The organism is Rhizobium sp. CFBP 8762 (assembly GCF_014841565.1).
GTDB lineage: Bacteria > Pseudomonadota > Alphaproteobacteria > Rhizobiales > Rhizobiaceae > CFBP-8762.
On sequence record NZ_JACYUD010000003.1, the window covers coordinates 30,900 to 45,940 of the forward strand.

The following is a 15,041-nucleotide window of genomic DNA, read 5'->3' on the forward strand; positions in this document are numbered from 1 at the left end:
TCTGACAAGATTGATCAGAACAAAACTGGCTCGTTGCCATCCGCTGGTGCGTAACGGTTGATTTCCATGCCGCAGCTGACTTCGATGAATTTAGGTGCATGCCATGCCATAACGAGATTCCTTATAATGAGGTACTTTACTCAATTTGCATCAAAGCCAAGCCATTTCAAGGGGGGGCCGGGTTTTTTGCGATAACGCCTTTCCATCTGAGAGGAACTGGCGTTATCCTGTTCAAAGGACCAGTCGGGAGGACACAATGCGATCTCTGGAACAGTTTTGCGCAGCCCTGATAGTGCCTGCGGTGCTTGTAACAACACCTTTGAGGGCGGAAGATGCTGTAAAAATGGCGCAGAAGGTGATCGAGAGCCAGATTGCTGCATTTTTGAACGAAGATGCTGACGCCGCCTACGAACGCGCTTCGCCCGCCATCAAAAAGAAGTTTCCAGACAAAGCTGTGTTTTTTGAAATGGTCCGGCGTGACTATACAGCCGTCTATCAACCCGGCAACTTCACGTTTGGTACATCTCAGGTGGACGGTGATGTCGTGTTACAGGAGGTCAGGATTTCCGCCCCGGATGGTCAGGAGTGGGTTGCCGTCTACCAATTGGTGAAAGAAGGCAATCAGCCCTTCACCATAAACGGGGTGCGGATGATGAAAGCACAGGGAACAGCGCTTTAGGACCCATCAGTTTGCCGTCACATCGCCCCTCGCCCATTCCTCCTGCGTCTGGGCAACAAAGTCGGCATAACGCCCTTGCTCAATAGCCAGCCGAATACCTGCCATCAGATCCTGATAGTAGGCAAGATTGTTCCAGGTTAGCAACATACCGCCAAGGGCTTCGTTAGCGCGCACGAGGTGATGCAGATAGGCGCGAGAATAATCGCGCGTGGCCGGACATGTTGATTGTTCATCCAGTGGGCGCAGGTCCTCGGCGTGTCGCGCATTTCTCAAATTGATGCGTCCTCGGCGGGTAAAGGCCAGCCCGTGACGCCCTGCCCGTGTCGGCATAACACAGTCAAACATATCAATGCCAAGGGCAACGGATTTCAAGATATCATCCGGCGTACCAACGCCCATGAGATAGCGAGGCTTGTCCTTTGGCAGAACCGGCAGTGTTGTATCGAGCATCTCCAGCATAACGGCTTGCGGCTCGCCAACGGCTAGCCCGCCCACAGCGTAACCCTTCAAATCCAATTGCTTGAGAGCCTCTGCTGACTTGACGCGCAAGGCCGGGATATCTCCGCCTTGCACAATGCCGAACATGGCTTTTCCGGGCTGGTCGCCAAAGGCCACCTTGCATCGTTCGGCCCAGCGAACCGACATTTCCATGGCCCGCTCGATCTCATCGGGCTTTGCGGGTAGCGCAACGCATTCATCCAGTTGCATCTGAATATCACTGCCGAGCAAGCCTTGTATCTCAATGGAACGCTCTGGCGACATATAGTGCGAACTGCCGTCCAGATGCGATTTGAAGGTAACGCCTTTTTCATCCAGCTTTCGCAGGCCCGAGAGCGACATAACCTGGAAGCCACCGCTGTCTGTCAAAATCGGGTGTGGCCAACCAATCAGGCTGTGAAGACCGCCCAGGCGCGCAACACGCTCCGGGCCCGGGCGCAGCATCAGATGATAGGTGTTGCCCAGAATAATGTCGGCACCCAGTTCACGTACCTGACTGAGATACATGGCTTTGACGGTTCCAGCCGTGCCCACGGGCATGAAAGCAGGCGTGCGGATATCCCCGCGCGGCATGGAAACGGTTCCTCGCCGGGCTTTGCCATCGGTCGCGATCAGATTGAATGTGAAGGTATCGGTCATTGATCTTTCCGAAACAAAAGGCTGGAATCACCGTAGGAATAGAACCGGTAGCCTTTGTCGATAGCGTGTTTGTAAGCCGCCTGCATCGTTTCCAGCCCACAGAAAGCAGATACGAGCATGAAGAGCGTCGATTTCGGCAAGTGAAAGTTGGTCATCAACATATCAACGATCTTGAACCGATATCCCGGCGTAATGAATATGTCCGTCGCGCCTTGCCATGGCCGAAGCTTCCCCTTCTCATCGGCAGCGCTTTCCAGCAGACGCAGCGATGTTGTGCCGACAGATACGATACGGCCGCCACGGGCCCTGACCGCGTTCAGGCGGTCGGCCGTTTCAGCAGATACGGTTCCGATTTCATGGTGCATGACATGATCGCGCGTATCATCCGCCTTGACGGGAAGAAACGTTCCGGCACCCACATGAAGCGTCACAAAATGCCGTTCAATACCTTTGCCATCCAAAGCGTTAAAAAGGCGCTCGGTAAAATGCAAACCTGCCGTAGGCGCGGCCACGGCACCCTTCTCTTTTGCATAGATGGTTTGGTAGTCAATTAAATCACGACTGTCTTCATCTCGCTTGGAGGCAATATATGGCGGCAACGGAACGCGCCCAACTGTGGCTATCGCCGTATCCAGTGCCGCTCCGCTGAATTGGAAACGCAGCGTTACGTCACCCGTCTCGCGCTTTTCGGTTACTGTCGCAACGAGATCATCAGCATCCAGACGCTGAAACCGGATGTCATCACCAACCTTCACCCGTTTGCCAGGCCGCAGAAACGCATGCCAGCTATCAGGCGCTGCACGCATATGCAGCGTTGCCGATACGGAGACAGACAACCCGTCTCGCGGCCTTACACCTTCGAGCTGCGCGGGAATAACGCGGGTATCGTTAAACACCAGTGCGTCGCCAGCCTGTAGGAAATCTGGCAGGGAAAGAACTGCTTCGTCGATGAACGGCGCACCGCCCGGAGGCAGCACCAGCATTCGTGCCGCGTCTCGCGGTTCGGCGGGACGTAACGCGATGTTCTCATCCGGCAAATGAAAGTCAAAAAGATCGACGCGCATAGCACTCAACACGGAGCATTCCAGGAAAAAGCGGCTCCGCCTTATAACCAGTCAATGCGTTAAACAGGGAGTGAGAGCCGGATCCGAACATGTCAGACCCGGCTCTGAAACAAAAAGGGCTGCTTAGACGTCGGCAGCAACGCGCATGGTGACAATCGAATCTGGATCCCGCACCGGTTCACCGCGCTTGATTTTGTCAACATTGTCCATGCCGTCAATCACCTGACCCCAGACCGTATACTGCTTGTTGAGCCAAGGAGCATCCTCAAAGCAGATATAGAACTGTGAGTTGGCCGAGTTCGGGTTTTGGCTGCGTGCCATGGAGCATGTGCCACGAACATGATTGGTGTTCGAAAACTCCGCTTTGAGGTCAGGCTTGTCGGAGCCGCCCATTCCGGTACCCGTTGGATCACCGGTCTGCGCCATAAAGCCATCGATTACGCGGTGAAAAACAATACCGTCATAGAACTTTTCACGCGCAAGTTCCTTGATGCGGGCGACATGCTGCGGTGCGAGATCCGGCAGAAGTTGGATAACCACCTGCCCCTTCGTCGTTTCCATAACAATCGTGTTTTCCGGGTCTTTGATATCAACCATAACTTCGTCCTTTTGGTTACTGACCGACTTTAACGCTGATCATGCGATCTGGGTCGCTGACAGCACCATTATTTGCGTCGTCGCCGCGCTTGATCTTATCAACATTTTCCATGCCGCTGACCACTTTGCCGACAACCGTGTACTGCCCGTTGAGTGACGAGCCGGGTGCGAACATGATGAAGAATTGCGAATTGGCGGAGTTCGGGTTCTGGCTTCGCGCCATTCCCACCGTTCCACGCTCAAACGGCACGTTGGAAAATTCCGCTGGCAAATCCGGCTGGCTGGAACCGCCGGTACCGGCAGCGTCTGCCTGATATCCGTCGTTCAAATCACCATACTGAACATCGCCGGTTTGTGCCATGAATCCTTCGATAACACGATGAAAGGCAACGTTGTTGTACTCTCCTGCTTTGGCAAGCGCTTCAATCCGGGCCACATGCTGTGGCGCGATATCCGGCCGCAACTCAACCACCACAGGGCCGTCTTTGAGCTGGATCGTCAGCAGGTCTTTGGCGTAGGCCAATGATGTGAAAGACATGGATGCGGTTACAAGCGCGCCCGCGACTGCAAATTTCAGGAAATTCATGGTGACTCCTCGGATGATGCGAAGTTAGCGTTTCGACAGCGCAGCAAAAACCGCACGGGGAACAAACGGACTGATATCGCCGTCCATGGCCGCGATCTGACGGACCAATGTGGCGGTAATAGGCCGCAGCTCTGAGCTCGCTGGAATGAAGATAGTTTGAACGTCTGGTGCCAGAACACCGTTCATACCGGCCATTTGCATTTCATAATCGAAATCTGTCGAATCCCTCAATCCCCGAACAATGACAGATGCGCCGAAAGACTTTGCAGCATCGACAGCCAAGCCGCTGAATTGTTGAACCGTCACTCGTCTAGCCTGGTCGTTGAATTCGTCGTCCAACACCTGTTGGATCAGCGACAGCCGCTCCGGGATCGAAAATAGCGGCGTTTTACCGGGATTTGATCCGATGCCAATATGGACATGCGCGCAGACGTTCAGCGCCTGACGCAGCACATTCACATGACCAAGCGTTATCGGATCGAATGACCCTGTGTAGAAACCAATTTTACCGCTCTCGATTTTCATAGGGCGCGTTCTGGCACGGTATTCAAGCAACTGCAAGCACAGCATGTCACCGAGACCCGATAAGGCACACGTCCAACGACTTGCAAACAATGTGCAGGAAAAATGCGTTCGCTGGAACTTTATTGAAAAAGCAACCGTTAATGAGGCGAAAGGAGAAGAATAATGGTCTTAGCTTTACTTTCCATCACCATGTTTTTCACGATGATCTTCGCAACTATACACGCACTGCGAAACGAAGCTCGTGACGAACGCTTGAACCTTCAACGTAGCCCCTACGCCAACTAGCAGGAGAGCATAATGGCAATTGCAATGATGCTGATATCCGCATTTATCAGCGTGATGTTTCTTGTGGACTTCACCAAGACGATTTCGGAACTCCATGAAGACCGTGAAGCCCTTAAAAACATCAAGCAGGGTATCAATGGTTTCCCAGTATAATAACAGTTCTGCTGACTTCAGTTACATCTCGACATAAAAAACCCCGCTGCTGCGGGGTTTTTTATTGGGTTTTCTTATTCCGAAGCGTCTTCGGCGGCTTTCTTTTTTGAAGCGGCCTTTTTCTTGGGAGCGTCCTCGCTACCCTCTGCTTTTGCAGCAGCCTTTTTCTTCGCGGGTTTAGCTTCCGTGGTTTCCGAGCTAGCTTCGTCTGCTTCGTCGTCAGCCATCAGTTCCTCTTTCGAGACAACCTTGTCTGTTACCGAAATTTCAGTCAGCAGCTGATCCACGACTTTCTCTTCGAAAATTGGTGCGCGCAGCGAAGCAGCAGCGCCCGGTGTCTTCTGGAAGTAATCGAGAATTTGCTTTTCCTGACCGGGGAACTGACGAAGCTGTTCGTACAGTGAACGCTGCATTTCCTCGTCGCTGACCTGAACGCCAGCCTTCTCACCAATTTCTGACAGAACGAGACCAAGGCGAACGCGACGTTCAGCCAGCTTGCCATACTCAACGCGGGCTTCTTCTTCGGTGGTATCTTCGTCTGCGAATGTCTTGCCAGCCTGTTGCAGATCGGTGTTGATCTGACGCCAGATGTTTTCGAACTCCGCATCAACCAGACGCTGCGGCGTATCGAACTGATACATTTCATCCAGCTGATCGAGGATCTGACGCTTGACCTTCTGGCGCGTCATGGAGCCGAACTGGCTTTCGATCTGACCGCGAACAACGTCCTTCAGGCGATCAACCGATTCCAAACCCAGCTTCGTCGCCAGATCATCGTTGATTTCCAGTTCTGCAGCCGCAGCAACCTGCTTCACCGAGATGTCAAATGTCGCTTCCTTCCCAGCCAGATTGGCAGCGGGATATTCAGCCGGGAACGTAACGGTAATAACCTTTTCGTCGCCTGCCTTCAGGCCGACAAGCTGCTCTTCAAAACCCGGAATGAAGCGGTTGGAACCGAGAACCAGTTCCGCGTCTTCATCTTTGCCGCCATCAAAGGCTTCACCGTCGACTTTGCCCAGATAGTCGATCGTGACACGATCGCCATTTTCAGCAGCACCATCCTTGGCTTCGTACGTGCGAGCGCTCTCCGCGATGCGCAGAATTTGTTCGTTGACTTCTTCTTCGCCGATTTCAACCACTTCACGCGTGACCGCGATGCCAGAATTGTCCTTCAACTCAATGGCAGGAATCACTTCGTAAGCGAGCGTAAATTCAAAATCAGCCTTTGCATCGAGGATCTTGTCGGCTTCGGCTTCATCCTCAGTCATCGCGACTTCTGGCTGCGTTGCAGACTTTTCGCCACGGCCGGAAAGAATTTCCTGCGGCTTGTCACGAACGATCTCGTTAACGAGGTCAGCCATGATCGACTTGCCATACATTTTTTTCAGGTGTGCAACTGGCACTTTGCCAGGACGGAATCCGTTGATCCGCACCTTGTTCTTGGCGTCGGCGAGACGCTCATTCATCTGAGCTTCCATGTCCTTGGCCGGAATGACGACCTTGAGTTCGCGCTTCAGCCCGTCTGCGAGCGTTTCGATAACCTGCATGTTCAAACCTTCATTTCACGTTGGCGGTGCTCTACCGACCCGATAAGTTTTATGAGCACTCGACCGGAATCTAGTTGCCGGGAGTGGCTTTACCCAATTCTCCTGCCATTTTGCAAGCAAAATGGCACTCTTCGGTCCTGATACACGCGCATAGACAAGGGTCTTCTGCACTTAACCCTGATTGGTGCGGGTAGAGAGACTTGAACTCCCACGCCTTACGGCACCAGAACCTAAATCTGGCGTGTCTACCAATTTCACCATACCCGCTTGCCAAGAGACGTAACCGCTGACCAACACACTCACCTCTGTGATGCCTGTCGCGCCAGCGTTCCCGAGCGCGGCGTCTCTATAGCACCCGATTTTGCCGGATCAAACAAAAAATACGTTTGCGCCCAAGTTTATAACGACACTCAACCGTTTGTTGGCTCAACGCGATGCAGCCCACGCATGGGTGCCATACGGTATCAGCACTTTTTATCCCCGTGGATGCGCGTACATACAGCATCAAGAACTGATGCAGAGCGCTGGCGACGGCAGCCGGCAAAAACAAAGGACATCGACATGAACATCACTCGCTCGTTTAACAATTGGCGCAAGTATCGCCAGACCTGCAATGAACTGGGCCGCATGACTGACCGGGAGCTGAATGATCTCGGCATTGGTCGGGGCGATATTGCCTATGTAGCACGACAGGCCGTCAGATAAATTCAAGCCTGACGCCCTCAAAACCCTTCGCTTGCGGAGGGTTTTTTTGTGCCTGGGCAACAGTTGCGGCAATTAATGGCAGAGAGGAAAACTGCACGGATTTTAGTCATGGGATGCACAAACGCATAGCAGATGCATATTAATTGCACTGGGGGTTTGGAGAATGTGGAGCTATAACACGCTCAACCGCTGCAGATGAGCAGCCAACACGTTCTGGAGGATCAGACAATGAACCCTATTCGCATCGCAAAGAGCTGGATCAACTATCGTCGTACCGTTAATGAACTGGGCAGCCTGTCCAACCACGCATTGAGCGACATCGGCATTACTCGCTACGATATCCGTGACATTGCTTCGCGCTCGTTCCGGTAAGCTGCACTTTAGAATATCCGATACTGGCACCTACGGGTGCCTTTGTCGTTTTCAGAGCCTTGTTGCCGTCACCGATTTGCTTGATGAGTGCCGTGTGTTATGCAGCGTGTCATGAATAAGACAGTTTCGAATACTCCCATTCACATTATCGGCGGTGGACTTGCTGGCAGCGAAGCGGCCTGGCAGGTGGCACAGCGTGGCATCCCCGTTATTCTGCATGAGATGCGTGGTGTTCGGGGCACCGAGGCACACAAGACCGATGGTCTTGCGGAACTCGTTTGCTCAAACTCCTTCCGGTCCGATGACGCGACCAGCAATGCGGTGGGGGTCATTCACGCAGAAATGCGGTTAGCTGATTCGCTCATTATGCGGTGTGCCGATGCGCATCAGGTTCCGGCAGGCGGTGCGCTGGCTGTGGATCGCGACGGGTTTTCTTATGCCGTCACCGAGGCGATTGGCGGACATCCGCTGATTACGGTCGTTCGTGAGGAAGTAATCGGTTTACCGCCTGAAGACTGGGGCCAGACGATTATCGCCACCGGACCTTTAACAGCCCCTGCCCTTGCGTCTGCTATTCAAGCAGAAACCGGCGCTGATGCGCTTGCATTTTTCGACGCAATTGCGCCCATTGTCTACACTGACAGCATTGATATGGATATCTGCTGGTTCCAGTCTCGCTACGACAAGGTGGGCCCCGGGGGCACCGGCAAGGACTACATCAATTGCCCGATGGACGAGCAGCAGTATAACACTTTTATCGACGCCTTGATTGCGGGCGATACCGCGGGCTTCAAGGAGTGGGAAGGCACACCATACTTCGACGGTTGCCTTCCAATCGAAGTGATGGCCGAACGCGGTCGGGAGACGCTGCGACATGGTCCCATGAAACCCATGGGGTTGACCAATGCGCATAATCCTTCAGTCAAGCCGTATGCGGTCGTGCAGTTGCGGCAGGATAATGCGCTGGGTACGCTGTATAATATGGTTGGTTTTCAAACCAAGCTGAAATATGGCGCCCAGTCAGAGATCTTTCGGCTCATTCCGGGGTTGGCACAGGCGGAGTTTGCACGATTGGGCGGACTGCACCGCAACACCTACCTTCACTCGCCCACGTTGCTGAACGCAACATTGGGGCTGAAGTCACGGCCCAACGTCCGCTTCGCTGGCCAGATCACCGGCTGCGAGGGCTATGTGGAGAGTGCGAGTATCGGTCTGCTGGCTGGTCGGTTTGCTGCCTCGGATTATAGAGGGGAGATGCCTGTCCGACCACCGATGACCAGCGCACTCGGCGCCCTGCTCAACCATATTACCGGCGGTCACATCGTATCGGACGACGAACCCGGAAAGCGTTCATTCCAGCCGATGAACATCAATTTTGGACTGTTTCCACCATTGGAACCGGGTGCGATCGTCCGCCCGGAGGGTCTGAAGCGTTTCCGCGGCAAGGACAAAGCGGCCGCGAAGAAACAGGCCGTTGCCAAGCGTGCGTTGGATGATTGCGCCGTGTGGTTGCGGGGTTAAGGCACCGAGCAAGCACCAACTCTTGAAAATAGACTAGGTAACCTGACCGTTCTCAAAGGGGACGGAATTGTCTATGGCAGCCGGCAGCGCATCCGGTTTCAGCCAGTTCATTATGTCGTCGGCCTCCTTGTGCGTTCTGAAAATAAAACTGGTTTCCGGAATAACCGTACCGGGAAAGCTCACTTTGAGACTGCGCCCATCGCATTGGGCGCGAACCTGCTCGAGCTCCAGAAGATGGCAGGCGTATTGGGCACCGTGCGCCTGCATGAATCCGATGCGCCCATCGTGAAGTCGGGCGAAAATCGCGGCTCCATCTCGCGTCACGTGCAAACTTCGTATGGGGTGTTCAGGGAATGCGCGGGCGAAATCCAGAATTGCCGCCCCGGTATCAACCCTCTGGTTTTCACGGGCGGCTCGCCGGTTCATCAACGTAAAAAACCATGCGATGCCGAGAAGCAGCAATGCGGTGATGAGCCAGACCATCGGCACCCCGTCCCTTTTTGTTGGATAGAGCTTACGCCATCAAACTTGCCTGAGCATGGAGCATTAATCAGAAACGCTGCCTGCGTTTTGCCTGCCACATACGCCACTGGCGCCGCCATTGCGCCTGCAACACCGGCTGGATCGCAGCCCTGTATCCAAGCTTTTCGGCCTGTTCAAAAACCGGTTCAACCAAAGCAATCGGCAGAAAAGCACAAAAACTTTGTTTGGAAATTATCGCACCCTGTCGTGCTTGATTTAAGTGGTCACGCCCCAGACCCGCGAACGCCCGGATGGCGGCAGTCATGGCATCAGTCTGACTCCCTTTGAGGAAAGCGTCACGGTCCAGTCCAGTCGCAGCCAATATTTCGGCGGGAATGTACATCTGCCCGCGTTGTTGATGAATTGGAAGCAGCAAAAGTGCGCCCGCAATAGATTGGGCAACACCCGCATGTCCTGCGGCGCCAGAAGATTGCGCTGCGTTGCCGGGATCCAGAATCAGGCTTGCCAACTGGATCAGCGCACTGGCAGTTTCACCCGCATAGCCCTCAAGAGTGCTGCGGCTGTCCATGGGGTCGTCGTAGAGATCGTAGATACGCGCGTCGATCATGTCGTGCAGGACACCGGTCGGCAAGTTATGATCCTGTATACAGGAACGCAAGCCCTGCGCGAGCGGATTGCTGCTACCATCACCGGCCGCTTGACCATCCAGAAAATCACGCCACCACTGCATTCGAATTTCGCCGGGCAGCGGGTCGCGCACAGTGTCCCGGATCCGCGCGAGCTCTGCATTAAAGGCATAGAGCGCCGCCAAAGCCCCACGCTTATTCTCCGGTGACAGCAGACAAGCAAGATACCGGTCGCGATCGGTATCGCGAAGGTTGCTCAAACAATAGTCGTATGCACCGACATCAGAACCCATCGTAGTATCGGGTCCAGTCAAACGACTATCAGTGCCGCGGCCACCGCGCGCGACTCTGCCAGCATGATGTTGAATGTGCGCACAGCTGCTCCCGTACTCATCGGGTCTGACGATATGCCATGGTCTTTCAATGTCATACGCAGGTTTTCCGGCAACGGACGGATGTCCATTCCGGTGCCCACCAACAGCACCTCAATATCACCGGCTTCATCCAGCACACGCTGGAAGCGATCTGCTGTCAAAGCGTCTCCCTCTGCCATATCCCAGCCGTAAATACCGGAGGGAAGCATCAGTACGGAGCCGCGATGCGACATATCGGCAAAACGAAAGCCGCCGTTGCCGTAGGCATCGACCGGTGCGCGTCCGGGAAAATGAGCTTCGCGCATTTCTATGCCTTTCGCCATATCCTTACCCCGCCACTGCGGTCGGGGCGGCACTTGTACCACGCCTCGATCGGCGCGGTCGCAGGCGGAACAGGATCAGCAGCGGCCCGGCAATGTAAATGGACGACAACGTTCCAATAATGACACCAAAAATCATTGTAACGGCAAACACCCGTATTCCTTCACCACCGAAAATCAACAGCGTCAGCAGCGCGATCAGCGTCGTGACGGATGTCAGCACGGTGCGCGACAATGTCTGATTGATCGATGTATCAATCAAGATTGACAAGGGCATCTGACCAAAGGACTTGAGGTTGTCGCGGATACGATCATAAACAACGACGGTATCGTTGAGCGAGAAACCGATGACTGCCAAAACAGCAGCAATGGCCGTCAGATTGAACTCCATGCTCGTGAAAGCGAACAGCCCCATCGTCAGCAGGACGTCGTGAATGGTCGCAATGATTGCGCCGACGGCAAACTGCCACTGGAAGCGGACCCAAATGTAAACAAATACGGCCAGAAGCGAGATCAAGACCGCCAGCGTGGCGCGATAGGTCAGATCGCCCGAAACCGTGGGACCAACCACTTCCGCCCGCCGGAAATCATAGTCCGGTTCCAGTTCGTCCCGCATCACGTTAATGGCAGTCTGTTCCGCGTTTTCGCCACCGCCACGCGATGCAACGCGAATTCTGGCATCTTGCGGTCGTCTGGTCGCCTCCACCAGAACACCGTCAATATTCAGTTCCGCCAGCCGCTCGCGAATGTTGGGAATATTGGCGTCGCCCTGGCGCGCGCGCAGTTCAACCGTCGCCCCGCCGTTGAAGTCAATGCCAAGATTGATTCCCACCAGCCCTAAAAGGATTACCGAACCCAGTCCGGTTAAGGCCGCCCCAATAAACACATAACGCCGTATCCCCATAAACCGGATATTCAGCCGGTCGAAAATCACCGTATGCAAGCTCTTGCGCACGTCGCGATAGGTTTCGCGCGCGATCCAGCGGGCGACCATGCTCTGTGTGAATGTTGCAGTAACAAACAGTGTGGCACAAATGCCGATGGCAACAGTCACTGCAAAGCCGCGAACAGGGCCATTGCCAAACACCCACAAGATCAGTGCGGCAATCAACATGACAAGATTGGCGTCGATGATGGTGGCATAGGCCTTATCGAACCCAGGGCCAATAATTTCACCGGCTGATTTGCGCTGGCGAATCTGTTCTCTAACCCGCTCATAGACAAGCACATTGGAGTCGACAGCCATGCCGATGATCAACACGATTCCGGCAATGCCTGGCAATGTCAACGCTAGCCCGCTGACGGTCATCACAGCAATGATCAAGAGAAGGTTGAACGCAATGGTAACGCTGGCGAACAGACCAATACGGCCATAGAACGCCATCATGAACATCGCGATTAATCCCGAGGCGATCATGGCCGCAGAGGTTCCGGTTTTCGCAGAATCAGAGCCCAATGCCGGATCGACAGTGCGTTCTTCGACAACGCCGAAAACGGCGGGCAAGGCGCCAGCCTGCAACACGCTGATGAGGTCAGCGACGTTCTCAGGCGTGAAGCCTCCGGATATCTCGACCGGTTCGCCTGCTCCCTTGACTGTTGCAGTGCCGATAATCTGGTCATCCAGCAGGACCAGAACCGATGAACGATCAGAGCCAGTGGCTGCCAACCGATCCTGTGCCTCATCATCGAGAAGCACATTCAGGACAGCTTCACCCTGCGCATTGGGCACACCGGCGCTGACTTCAGTAACATCCATCTGTGAGGCAAGAATCTGACGATCAACCAGATAGGCTGTCGGTGGGTCATCCCCCGAATACAGCAGTTCTGTGCCCTCAGGGGCACCGTTATCAATGGCCTGCTGCAGCGGAACCGATGTGTTGGTTCGCCGCAGGACAAAGTCTCCAGTCTGGCTTAGAACGCTTTTCAAGTGTTCCGGATCATCCTCGCCGGGAACCTGAATTGAAACACGATCGGCACTTTGCCGACGCACAACGGAGTCTGCCGTACCAAGACCATCAACCCGCAATCGTAGCACTTCGGCGGCTTGATTGGCAGCAGCAACAACGCGGTAGTCGATACCCTGCGGCGTCAACGTGAACCGCAGGATACCATCGGCCGCCGTTTCCATGGTAACTTCGCGTAGGGTGCGGCCAGCTATGTCACCCGTTGCCACCGCTTCGGTCAGTGGCTGCAATGCCTGACGAGCGGTATCGACCTGATTGGCGTCCCGAATTTGCACTTCGATAACGTTCGCAGATCCGGTCAGACCATTATAGGCTATGTTTGCTTCCCGGAGCCGATCCCGAATATTGCCCCCAACCGCCTGTAACCGACGCCCCTCAAGATCGACGCGATTAACCTTGAGGACGACGTCGGAGCCGCCTTTCAGATCAATGCCCAAAGCCAGCTTCTTGGCTGGAATCCAGCTTGGAAGCGTGGAGACGGCATCCTGACTGAACAGATTGGGCAAAGCCAGCATCGCGCTTGCAAAAAACACGAGCCAAACCAGCACAGGTTTCCAACGGGATAAATGATGCATGGCTCTCTCGACCCGGCCCGGAACAGGCGCGCTTGAAGCTGGAAGGAACGATTACTGCTTGACGGGTTCGCCCTTGACACGAACTTCCGAAACACCGCTGCGGAGCACGCGGATCTTAACGGCTTCTGCAATTTCAACTTCCAGCTCACCGTCGTCAAAAACCTTGGTGACCTTGCCGACAATACCACCACCGGTGATGACCTGATCGCCGCGACGAATGTTCTTCAGCAACTCTTCGCGACGCTTCATCTGGGCGCGCTGAGGACGGATGATCAGGAAGTACATGACGACAAAGATCAGAAGGAAGGGCAATACGGACATCAGGATTTCCAGCCCGCCGCCGGCTCCGGTCGCTGGTGCTGCTGCTGTTTGGGCAAATGCCTGGCTCACGAACATGACTTAAACTCCTTGACGTCCATCTCAGCAGGCCAATGGCCTGTCATTTAAATTAGAGCCGGCTAAAGGTTTTCCCTTTGTCCGGTTTTCCCGCTCATACTATTTTACAGGCAGAAACACCATGCTACCTGTGCAAGATCAGGACGCAGAACGGAGTTAACCATGCAAGACGCTCAAATTGCCACACTCATCCTGGAAATCAAGCGTCTGTCGGCTGCCGTGGAACGTATCGCTGGGCCTGCCCCGGCACAAAACGACATGGCGAGCGCCGACTGTTTCGTATGGAGTCCGGCACAGCGCTATTTGCAGCCGGTTACCAAACCGAATCGGGTGGATATTTCACTGATTCGCGGTGTCGACCACGTACGGGATATCCTGCTCGACAATACCCTACGGTTTGCGCGGGGACTGCCCGCCAATAACGTGCTGCTATGGGGCGCACGGGGGATGGGAAAGTCATCTCTGGTCAAGGCCGTGCAACTGAAAGCGAAAACCGAAACCGGTATTCCCGTCAAGCTCGTTGAGGTTCACCGCGAGGACATTTCGACGTTACCGGCTCTGATGGATATCCTCCGCGCCGCATCATCACCGATCATCGTGTTCTGCGACGATCTGTCGTTTGATAACGACGACACGTCCTACAAGTCGTTGAAAGCAGTTCTCGATGGGGGAATCGAGGGCAGGCCAGACAATGTCATTTTATACGCGACCTCAAACCGACGCCACCTTCTTCCCCGGGATATGATGGAGAACGAGCGGGCTACCGCTATCAATCCATCTGAGGCGATTGAGGAGAAAGTATCTCTGTCAGACCGGTTTGGGCTCTGGCTTGGTTTTCACAAATGCAGCCAGAGCGATTATCTGGAGATGATCGACAGCTATGTCGAGCACTTCAAACTGCCGTTGGAGCGAAGCGAGGTTCATGCCCAGGCGTTGGAGTGGAGTGTCACACGCGGTTCCCGATCGGGACGCGTGGCTTGGCAGTTCATTCAGGATTTGGCTGGGAAACTCGGCCGTCCGCTTACATCCGAATAGAGTGGGCAGCCTACAGCGCTGTACGTCAAATATGACGCGCAAGGACGCTGTAGCACTAGAAATACTGCATCATTTATCCTTGAATCGATTCCGATTT

The 15,041-nt window shown here is 54.4% G+C and carries 18 protein-coding genes and 1 tRNA gene; 6 read left to right on the forward strand and 13 right to left on the reverse strand.

Translation table 11 applies throughout. The features are described from left to right. Positions 1 to 14 precede the first annotated feature (14 nt). Complete coding sequence (gene pqqA, locus IFT84_RS08680; protein ID WP_192118419.1) at positions 15 to 110, reverse strand: pyrroloquinoline quinone precursor peptide PqqA; 96 nt, start codon at positions 108 to 110, stop codon at positions 15 to 17. 146 nt (positions 111 to 256) lie between these two features. Between pqqA and IFT84_RS08685 the strand changes: the two genes are divergently transcribed. Next, a complete protein-coding gene (locus tag IFT84_RS08685) occupies positions 257 to 679 on the forward strand; it encodes a DUF4864 domain-containing protein (protein WP_192118422.1) in 423 nt (140 codons plus the stop codon). A gap of 6 nt (positions 680 to 685) precedes the next feature. On the opposite strand, the gene tgt is transcribed toward IFT84_RS08685, so the two are convergent. The 5 genes from tgt to coaD all read right to left on the reverse strand — a co-directional run bounded on the left by tgt (position 686) and on the right by coaD (position 4,588). Next, entirely contained in the window at positions 686 to 1,816 is a 1,131-nt protein-coding gene (gene tgt, locus IFT84_RS08690; RefSeq protein WP_192118424.1) for a tRNA guanosine(34) transglycosylase Tgt, read from the reverse strand. Next, on the reverse strand, positions 1,813 to 2,880 hold the full coding sequence (gene queA, locus IFT84_RS08695) for a tRNA preQ1(34) S-adenosylmethionine ribosyltransferase-isomerase QueA (RefSeq protein WP_192119117.1): 1,068 nt from the start codon (positions 2,878 to 2,880) through the stop codon (positions 1,813 to 1,815). The genes tgt and queA overlap by 4 nt, the downstream gene beginning before the upstream one ends. A gap of 123 nt (positions 2,881 to 3,003) precedes the next feature. Next, entirely contained in the window at positions 3,004 to 3,477 is a 474-nt protein-coding gene (locus IFT84_RS08700; RefSeq protein WP_192118426.1) for a peptidylprolyl isomerase, read from the reverse strand. Between the two features lie 16 nt (positions 3,478 to 3,493). Beyond that, the gene (locus IFT84_RS08705) at positions 3,494 to 4,063 is read right to left on the reverse strand and encodes a peptidylprolyl isomerase (RefSeq protein WP_192118428.1); all 570 of its coding nucleotides are present in this window, start codon (positions 4,061 to 4,063) and stop codon (positions 3,494 to 3,496) included. A 24-nt stretch (positions 4,064 to 4,087) separates the two neighbouring features. Further along, positions 4,088 to 4,588 carry a pantetheine-phosphate adenylyltransferase gene (coaD, locus tag IFT84_RS08710; RefSeq protein WP_192118430.1) on the reverse strand — a complete coding sequence of 167 codons (501 nt, stop codon included), beginning with the start codon at positions 4,586 to 4,588 and terminating at the stop codon, positions 4,088 to 4,090. A 297-nt stretch (positions 4,589 to 4,885) separates the two neighbouring features. Here coaD and IFT84_RS08715 point away from each other — a divergent pair, with 297 nt between their 5' ends. Next, the gene (locus tag IFT84_RS08715; RefSeq protein WP_192118432.1) at positions 4,886 to 5,026 is read left to right on the forward strand and encodes a hypothetical protein; all 141 of its coding nucleotides are present in this window, start codon (positions 4,886 to 4,888) and stop codon (positions 5,024 to 5,026) included. Between the two features lie 74 nt (positions 5,027 to 5,100). Here IFT84_RS08715 and tig read toward each other — a convergent pair whose 3' ends face one another. Continuing rightward, positions 5,101 to 6,573, reverse strand: a complete 1,473-nt coding sequence (gene tig / locus IFT84_RS08720; RefSeq protein WP_192118434.1) for a trigger factor — start codon at positions 6,571 to 6,573, stop codon at positions 5,101 to 5,103. Between the two features lie 182 nt (positions 6,574 to 6,755). Continuing rightward, positions 6,756 to 6,840: transfer RNA gene (locus IFT84_RS08725), tRNA-Leu, on the reverse strand. A gap of 294 nt (positions 6,841 to 7,134) precedes the next feature. Between IFT84_RS08725 and IFT84_RS08730 the strand changes: the two genes are divergently transcribed. From IFT84_RS08730 to trmFO, 3 genes are all read left to right on the forward strand, one after another. Continuing rightward, positions 7,135 to 7,278 carry a DUF1127 domain-containing protein gene (locus IFT84_RS08730; protein ID WP_192118436.1) on the forward strand — a complete coding sequence of 48 codons (144 nt, stop codon included), beginning with the start codon at positions 7,135 to 7,137 and terminating at the stop codon, positions 7,276 to 7,278. A 228-nt stretch (positions 7,279 to 7,506) separates the two neighbouring features. Next, complete coding sequence (locus IFT84_RS08735) at positions 7,507 to 7,650, forward strand: DUF1127 domain-containing protein (protein WP_192118438.1); 144 nt, start codon at positions 7,507 to 7,509, stop codon at positions 7,648 to 7,650. 111 nt (positions 7,651 to 7,761) lie between these two features. Continuing rightward, positions 7,762 to 9,171, forward strand: coding sequence for a methylenetetrahydrofolate--tRNA-(uracil(54)-C(5))-methyltransferase (FADH(2)-oxidizing) TrmFO (trmFO, locus tag IFT84_RS08740; RefSeq protein ID WP_192118440.1), 1,410 nt, complete (start codon positions 7,762 to 7,764; stop codon positions 9,169 to 9,171). A gap of 33 nt (positions 9,172 to 9,204) precedes the next feature. Here trmFO and IFT84_RS08745 read toward each other — a convergent pair whose 3' ends face one another. From IFT84_RS08745 to yajC, 5 genes are all read right to left on the reverse strand, one after another. Continuing rightward, positions 9,205 to 9,654 carry a hypothetical protein gene (locus tag IFT84_RS08745; RefSeq protein WP_192118442.1) on the reverse strand — a complete coding sequence of 150 codons (450 nt, stop codon included), beginning with the start codon at positions 9,652 to 9,654 and terminating at the stop codon, positions 9,205 to 9,207. Positions 9,655 to 9,721: 67 nt separating this feature from the next. Beyond that, positions 9,722 to 10,573 (reverse strand): phytoene/squalene synthase family protein, encoded by an 852-nt coding sequence (locus tag IFT84_RS08750; protein ID WP_192118444.1) that lies wholly within the window; start codon positions 10,571 to 10,573, stop codon positions 9,722 to 9,724. Between the two features lie 17 nt (positions 10,574 to 10,590). Further along, positions 10,591 to 10,977: an Mth938-like domain-containing protein gene (locus IFT84_RS08755; protein ID WP_192118447.1), complete on the reverse strand. Its 387-nt coding sequence runs from the start codon at positions 10,975 to 10,977 to the stop codon at positions 10,591 to 10,593. 4 nt (positions 10,978 to 10,981) lie between these two features. Next, the gene (gene secD, locus IFT84_RS08760) at positions 10,982 to 13,471 is read right to left on the reverse strand and encodes a protein translocase subunit SecD (protein WP_206757402.1); all 2,490 of its coding nucleotides are present in this window, start codon (positions 13,469 to 13,471) and stop codon (positions 10,982 to 10,984) included. Positions 13,472 to 13,564: 93 nt separating this feature from the next. Further along, complete coding sequence (yajC, locus tag IFT84_RS08765; protein WP_192118449.1) at positions 13,565 to 13,909, reverse strand: preprotein translocase subunit YajC; 345 nt, start codon at positions 13,907 to 13,909, stop codon at positions 13,565 to 13,567. A 162-nt stretch (positions 13,910 to 14,071) separates the two neighbouring features. Between yajC and IFT84_RS08770 the strand changes: the two genes are divergently transcribed. Further along, positions 14,072 to 14,944: an ATP-binding protein gene (locus tag IFT84_RS08770; protein WP_192118450.1), complete on the forward strand. Its 873-nt coding sequence runs from the start codon at positions 14,072 to 14,074 to the stop codon at positions 14,942 to 14,944. Positions 14,945 to 15,041: the final 97 nt, after the last annotated feature.

Bases quoted from the DNA above. Each gene is read 5' to 3' on its own strand.
- trmFO (WP_192118440.1), top strand. From the start codon at position 7,762: ATGAATAAGACAGTTTCGAATACTCCCATTCACATTATCGGCGGTGGA.
- tgt (WP_192118424.1), bottom strand. From the start codon at position 1,816: ATGACCGATACCTTCACATTCAATCTGATCGCGACCGATGGCAAAGCC.
- IFT84_RS08705 (WP_192118428.1), bottom strand. From the start codon at position 4,063: ATGAATTTCCTGAAATTTGCAGTCGCGGGCGCGCTTGTAACCGCATCC.
- IFT84_RS08755 (WP_192118447.1), bottom strand. From the start codon at position 10,977: ATGGCGAAAGGCATAGAAATGCGCGAAGCTCATTTTCCCGGACGCGCA.
- pqqA (WP_192118419.1), bottom strand. From the start codon at position 110: ATGGCATGGCATGCACCTAAATTCATCGAAGTCAGCTGCGGCATGGAA.
- IFT84_RS08735 (WP_192118438.1), top strand. From the start codon at position 7,507: ATGAACCCTATTCGCATCGCAAAGAGCTGGATCAACTATCGTCGTACC.
- IFT84_RS08685 (WP_192118422.1), top strand. From the start codon at position 257: ATGCGATCTCTGGAACAGTTTTGCGCAGCCCTGATAGTGCCTGCGGTG.
- IFT84_RS08715 (WP_192118432.1), top strand. From the start codon at position 4,886: ATGGCAATTGCAATGATGCTGATATCCGCATTTATCAGCGTGATGTTT.
- IFT84_RS08745 (WP_192118442.1), bottom strand. From the start codon at position 9,654: ATGGTCTGGCTCATCACCGCATTGCTGCTTCTCGGCATCGCATGGTTT.
- coaD (WP_192118430.1), bottom strand. From the start codon at position 4,588: ATGAAAATCGAGAGCGGTAAAATTGGTTTCTACACAGGGTCATTCGAT.
- IFT84_RS08700 (WP_192118426.1), bottom strand. From the start codon at position 3,477: ATGGTTGATATCAAAGACCCGGAAAACACGATTGTTATGGAAACGACG.
- tig (WP_192118434.1), bottom strand. From the start codon at position 6,573: ATGCAGGTTATCGAAACGCTCGCAGACGGGCTGAAGCGCGAACTCAAG.
- queA (WP_192119117.1), bottom strand. From the start codon at position 2,880: ATGCGCGTCGATCTTTTTGACTTTCATTTGCCGGATGAGAACATCGCG.
- IFT84_RS08770 (WP_192118450.1), top strand. From the start codon at position 14,072: ATGCAAGACGCTCAAATTGCCACACTCATCCTGGAAATCAAGCGTCTG.
- IFT84_RS08730 (WP_192118436.1), top strand. From the start codon at position 7,135: ATGAACATCACTCGCTCGTTTAACAATTGGCGCAAGTATCGCCAGACC.
- IFT84_RS08750 (WP_192118444.1), bottom strand. From the start codon at position 10,573: ATGGGTTCTGATGTCGGTGCATACGACTATTGTTTGAGCAACCTTCGC.
- yajC (WP_192118449.1), bottom strand. From the start codon at position 13,909: ATGTTCGTGAGCCAGGCATTTGCCCAAACAGCAGCAGCACCAGCGACC.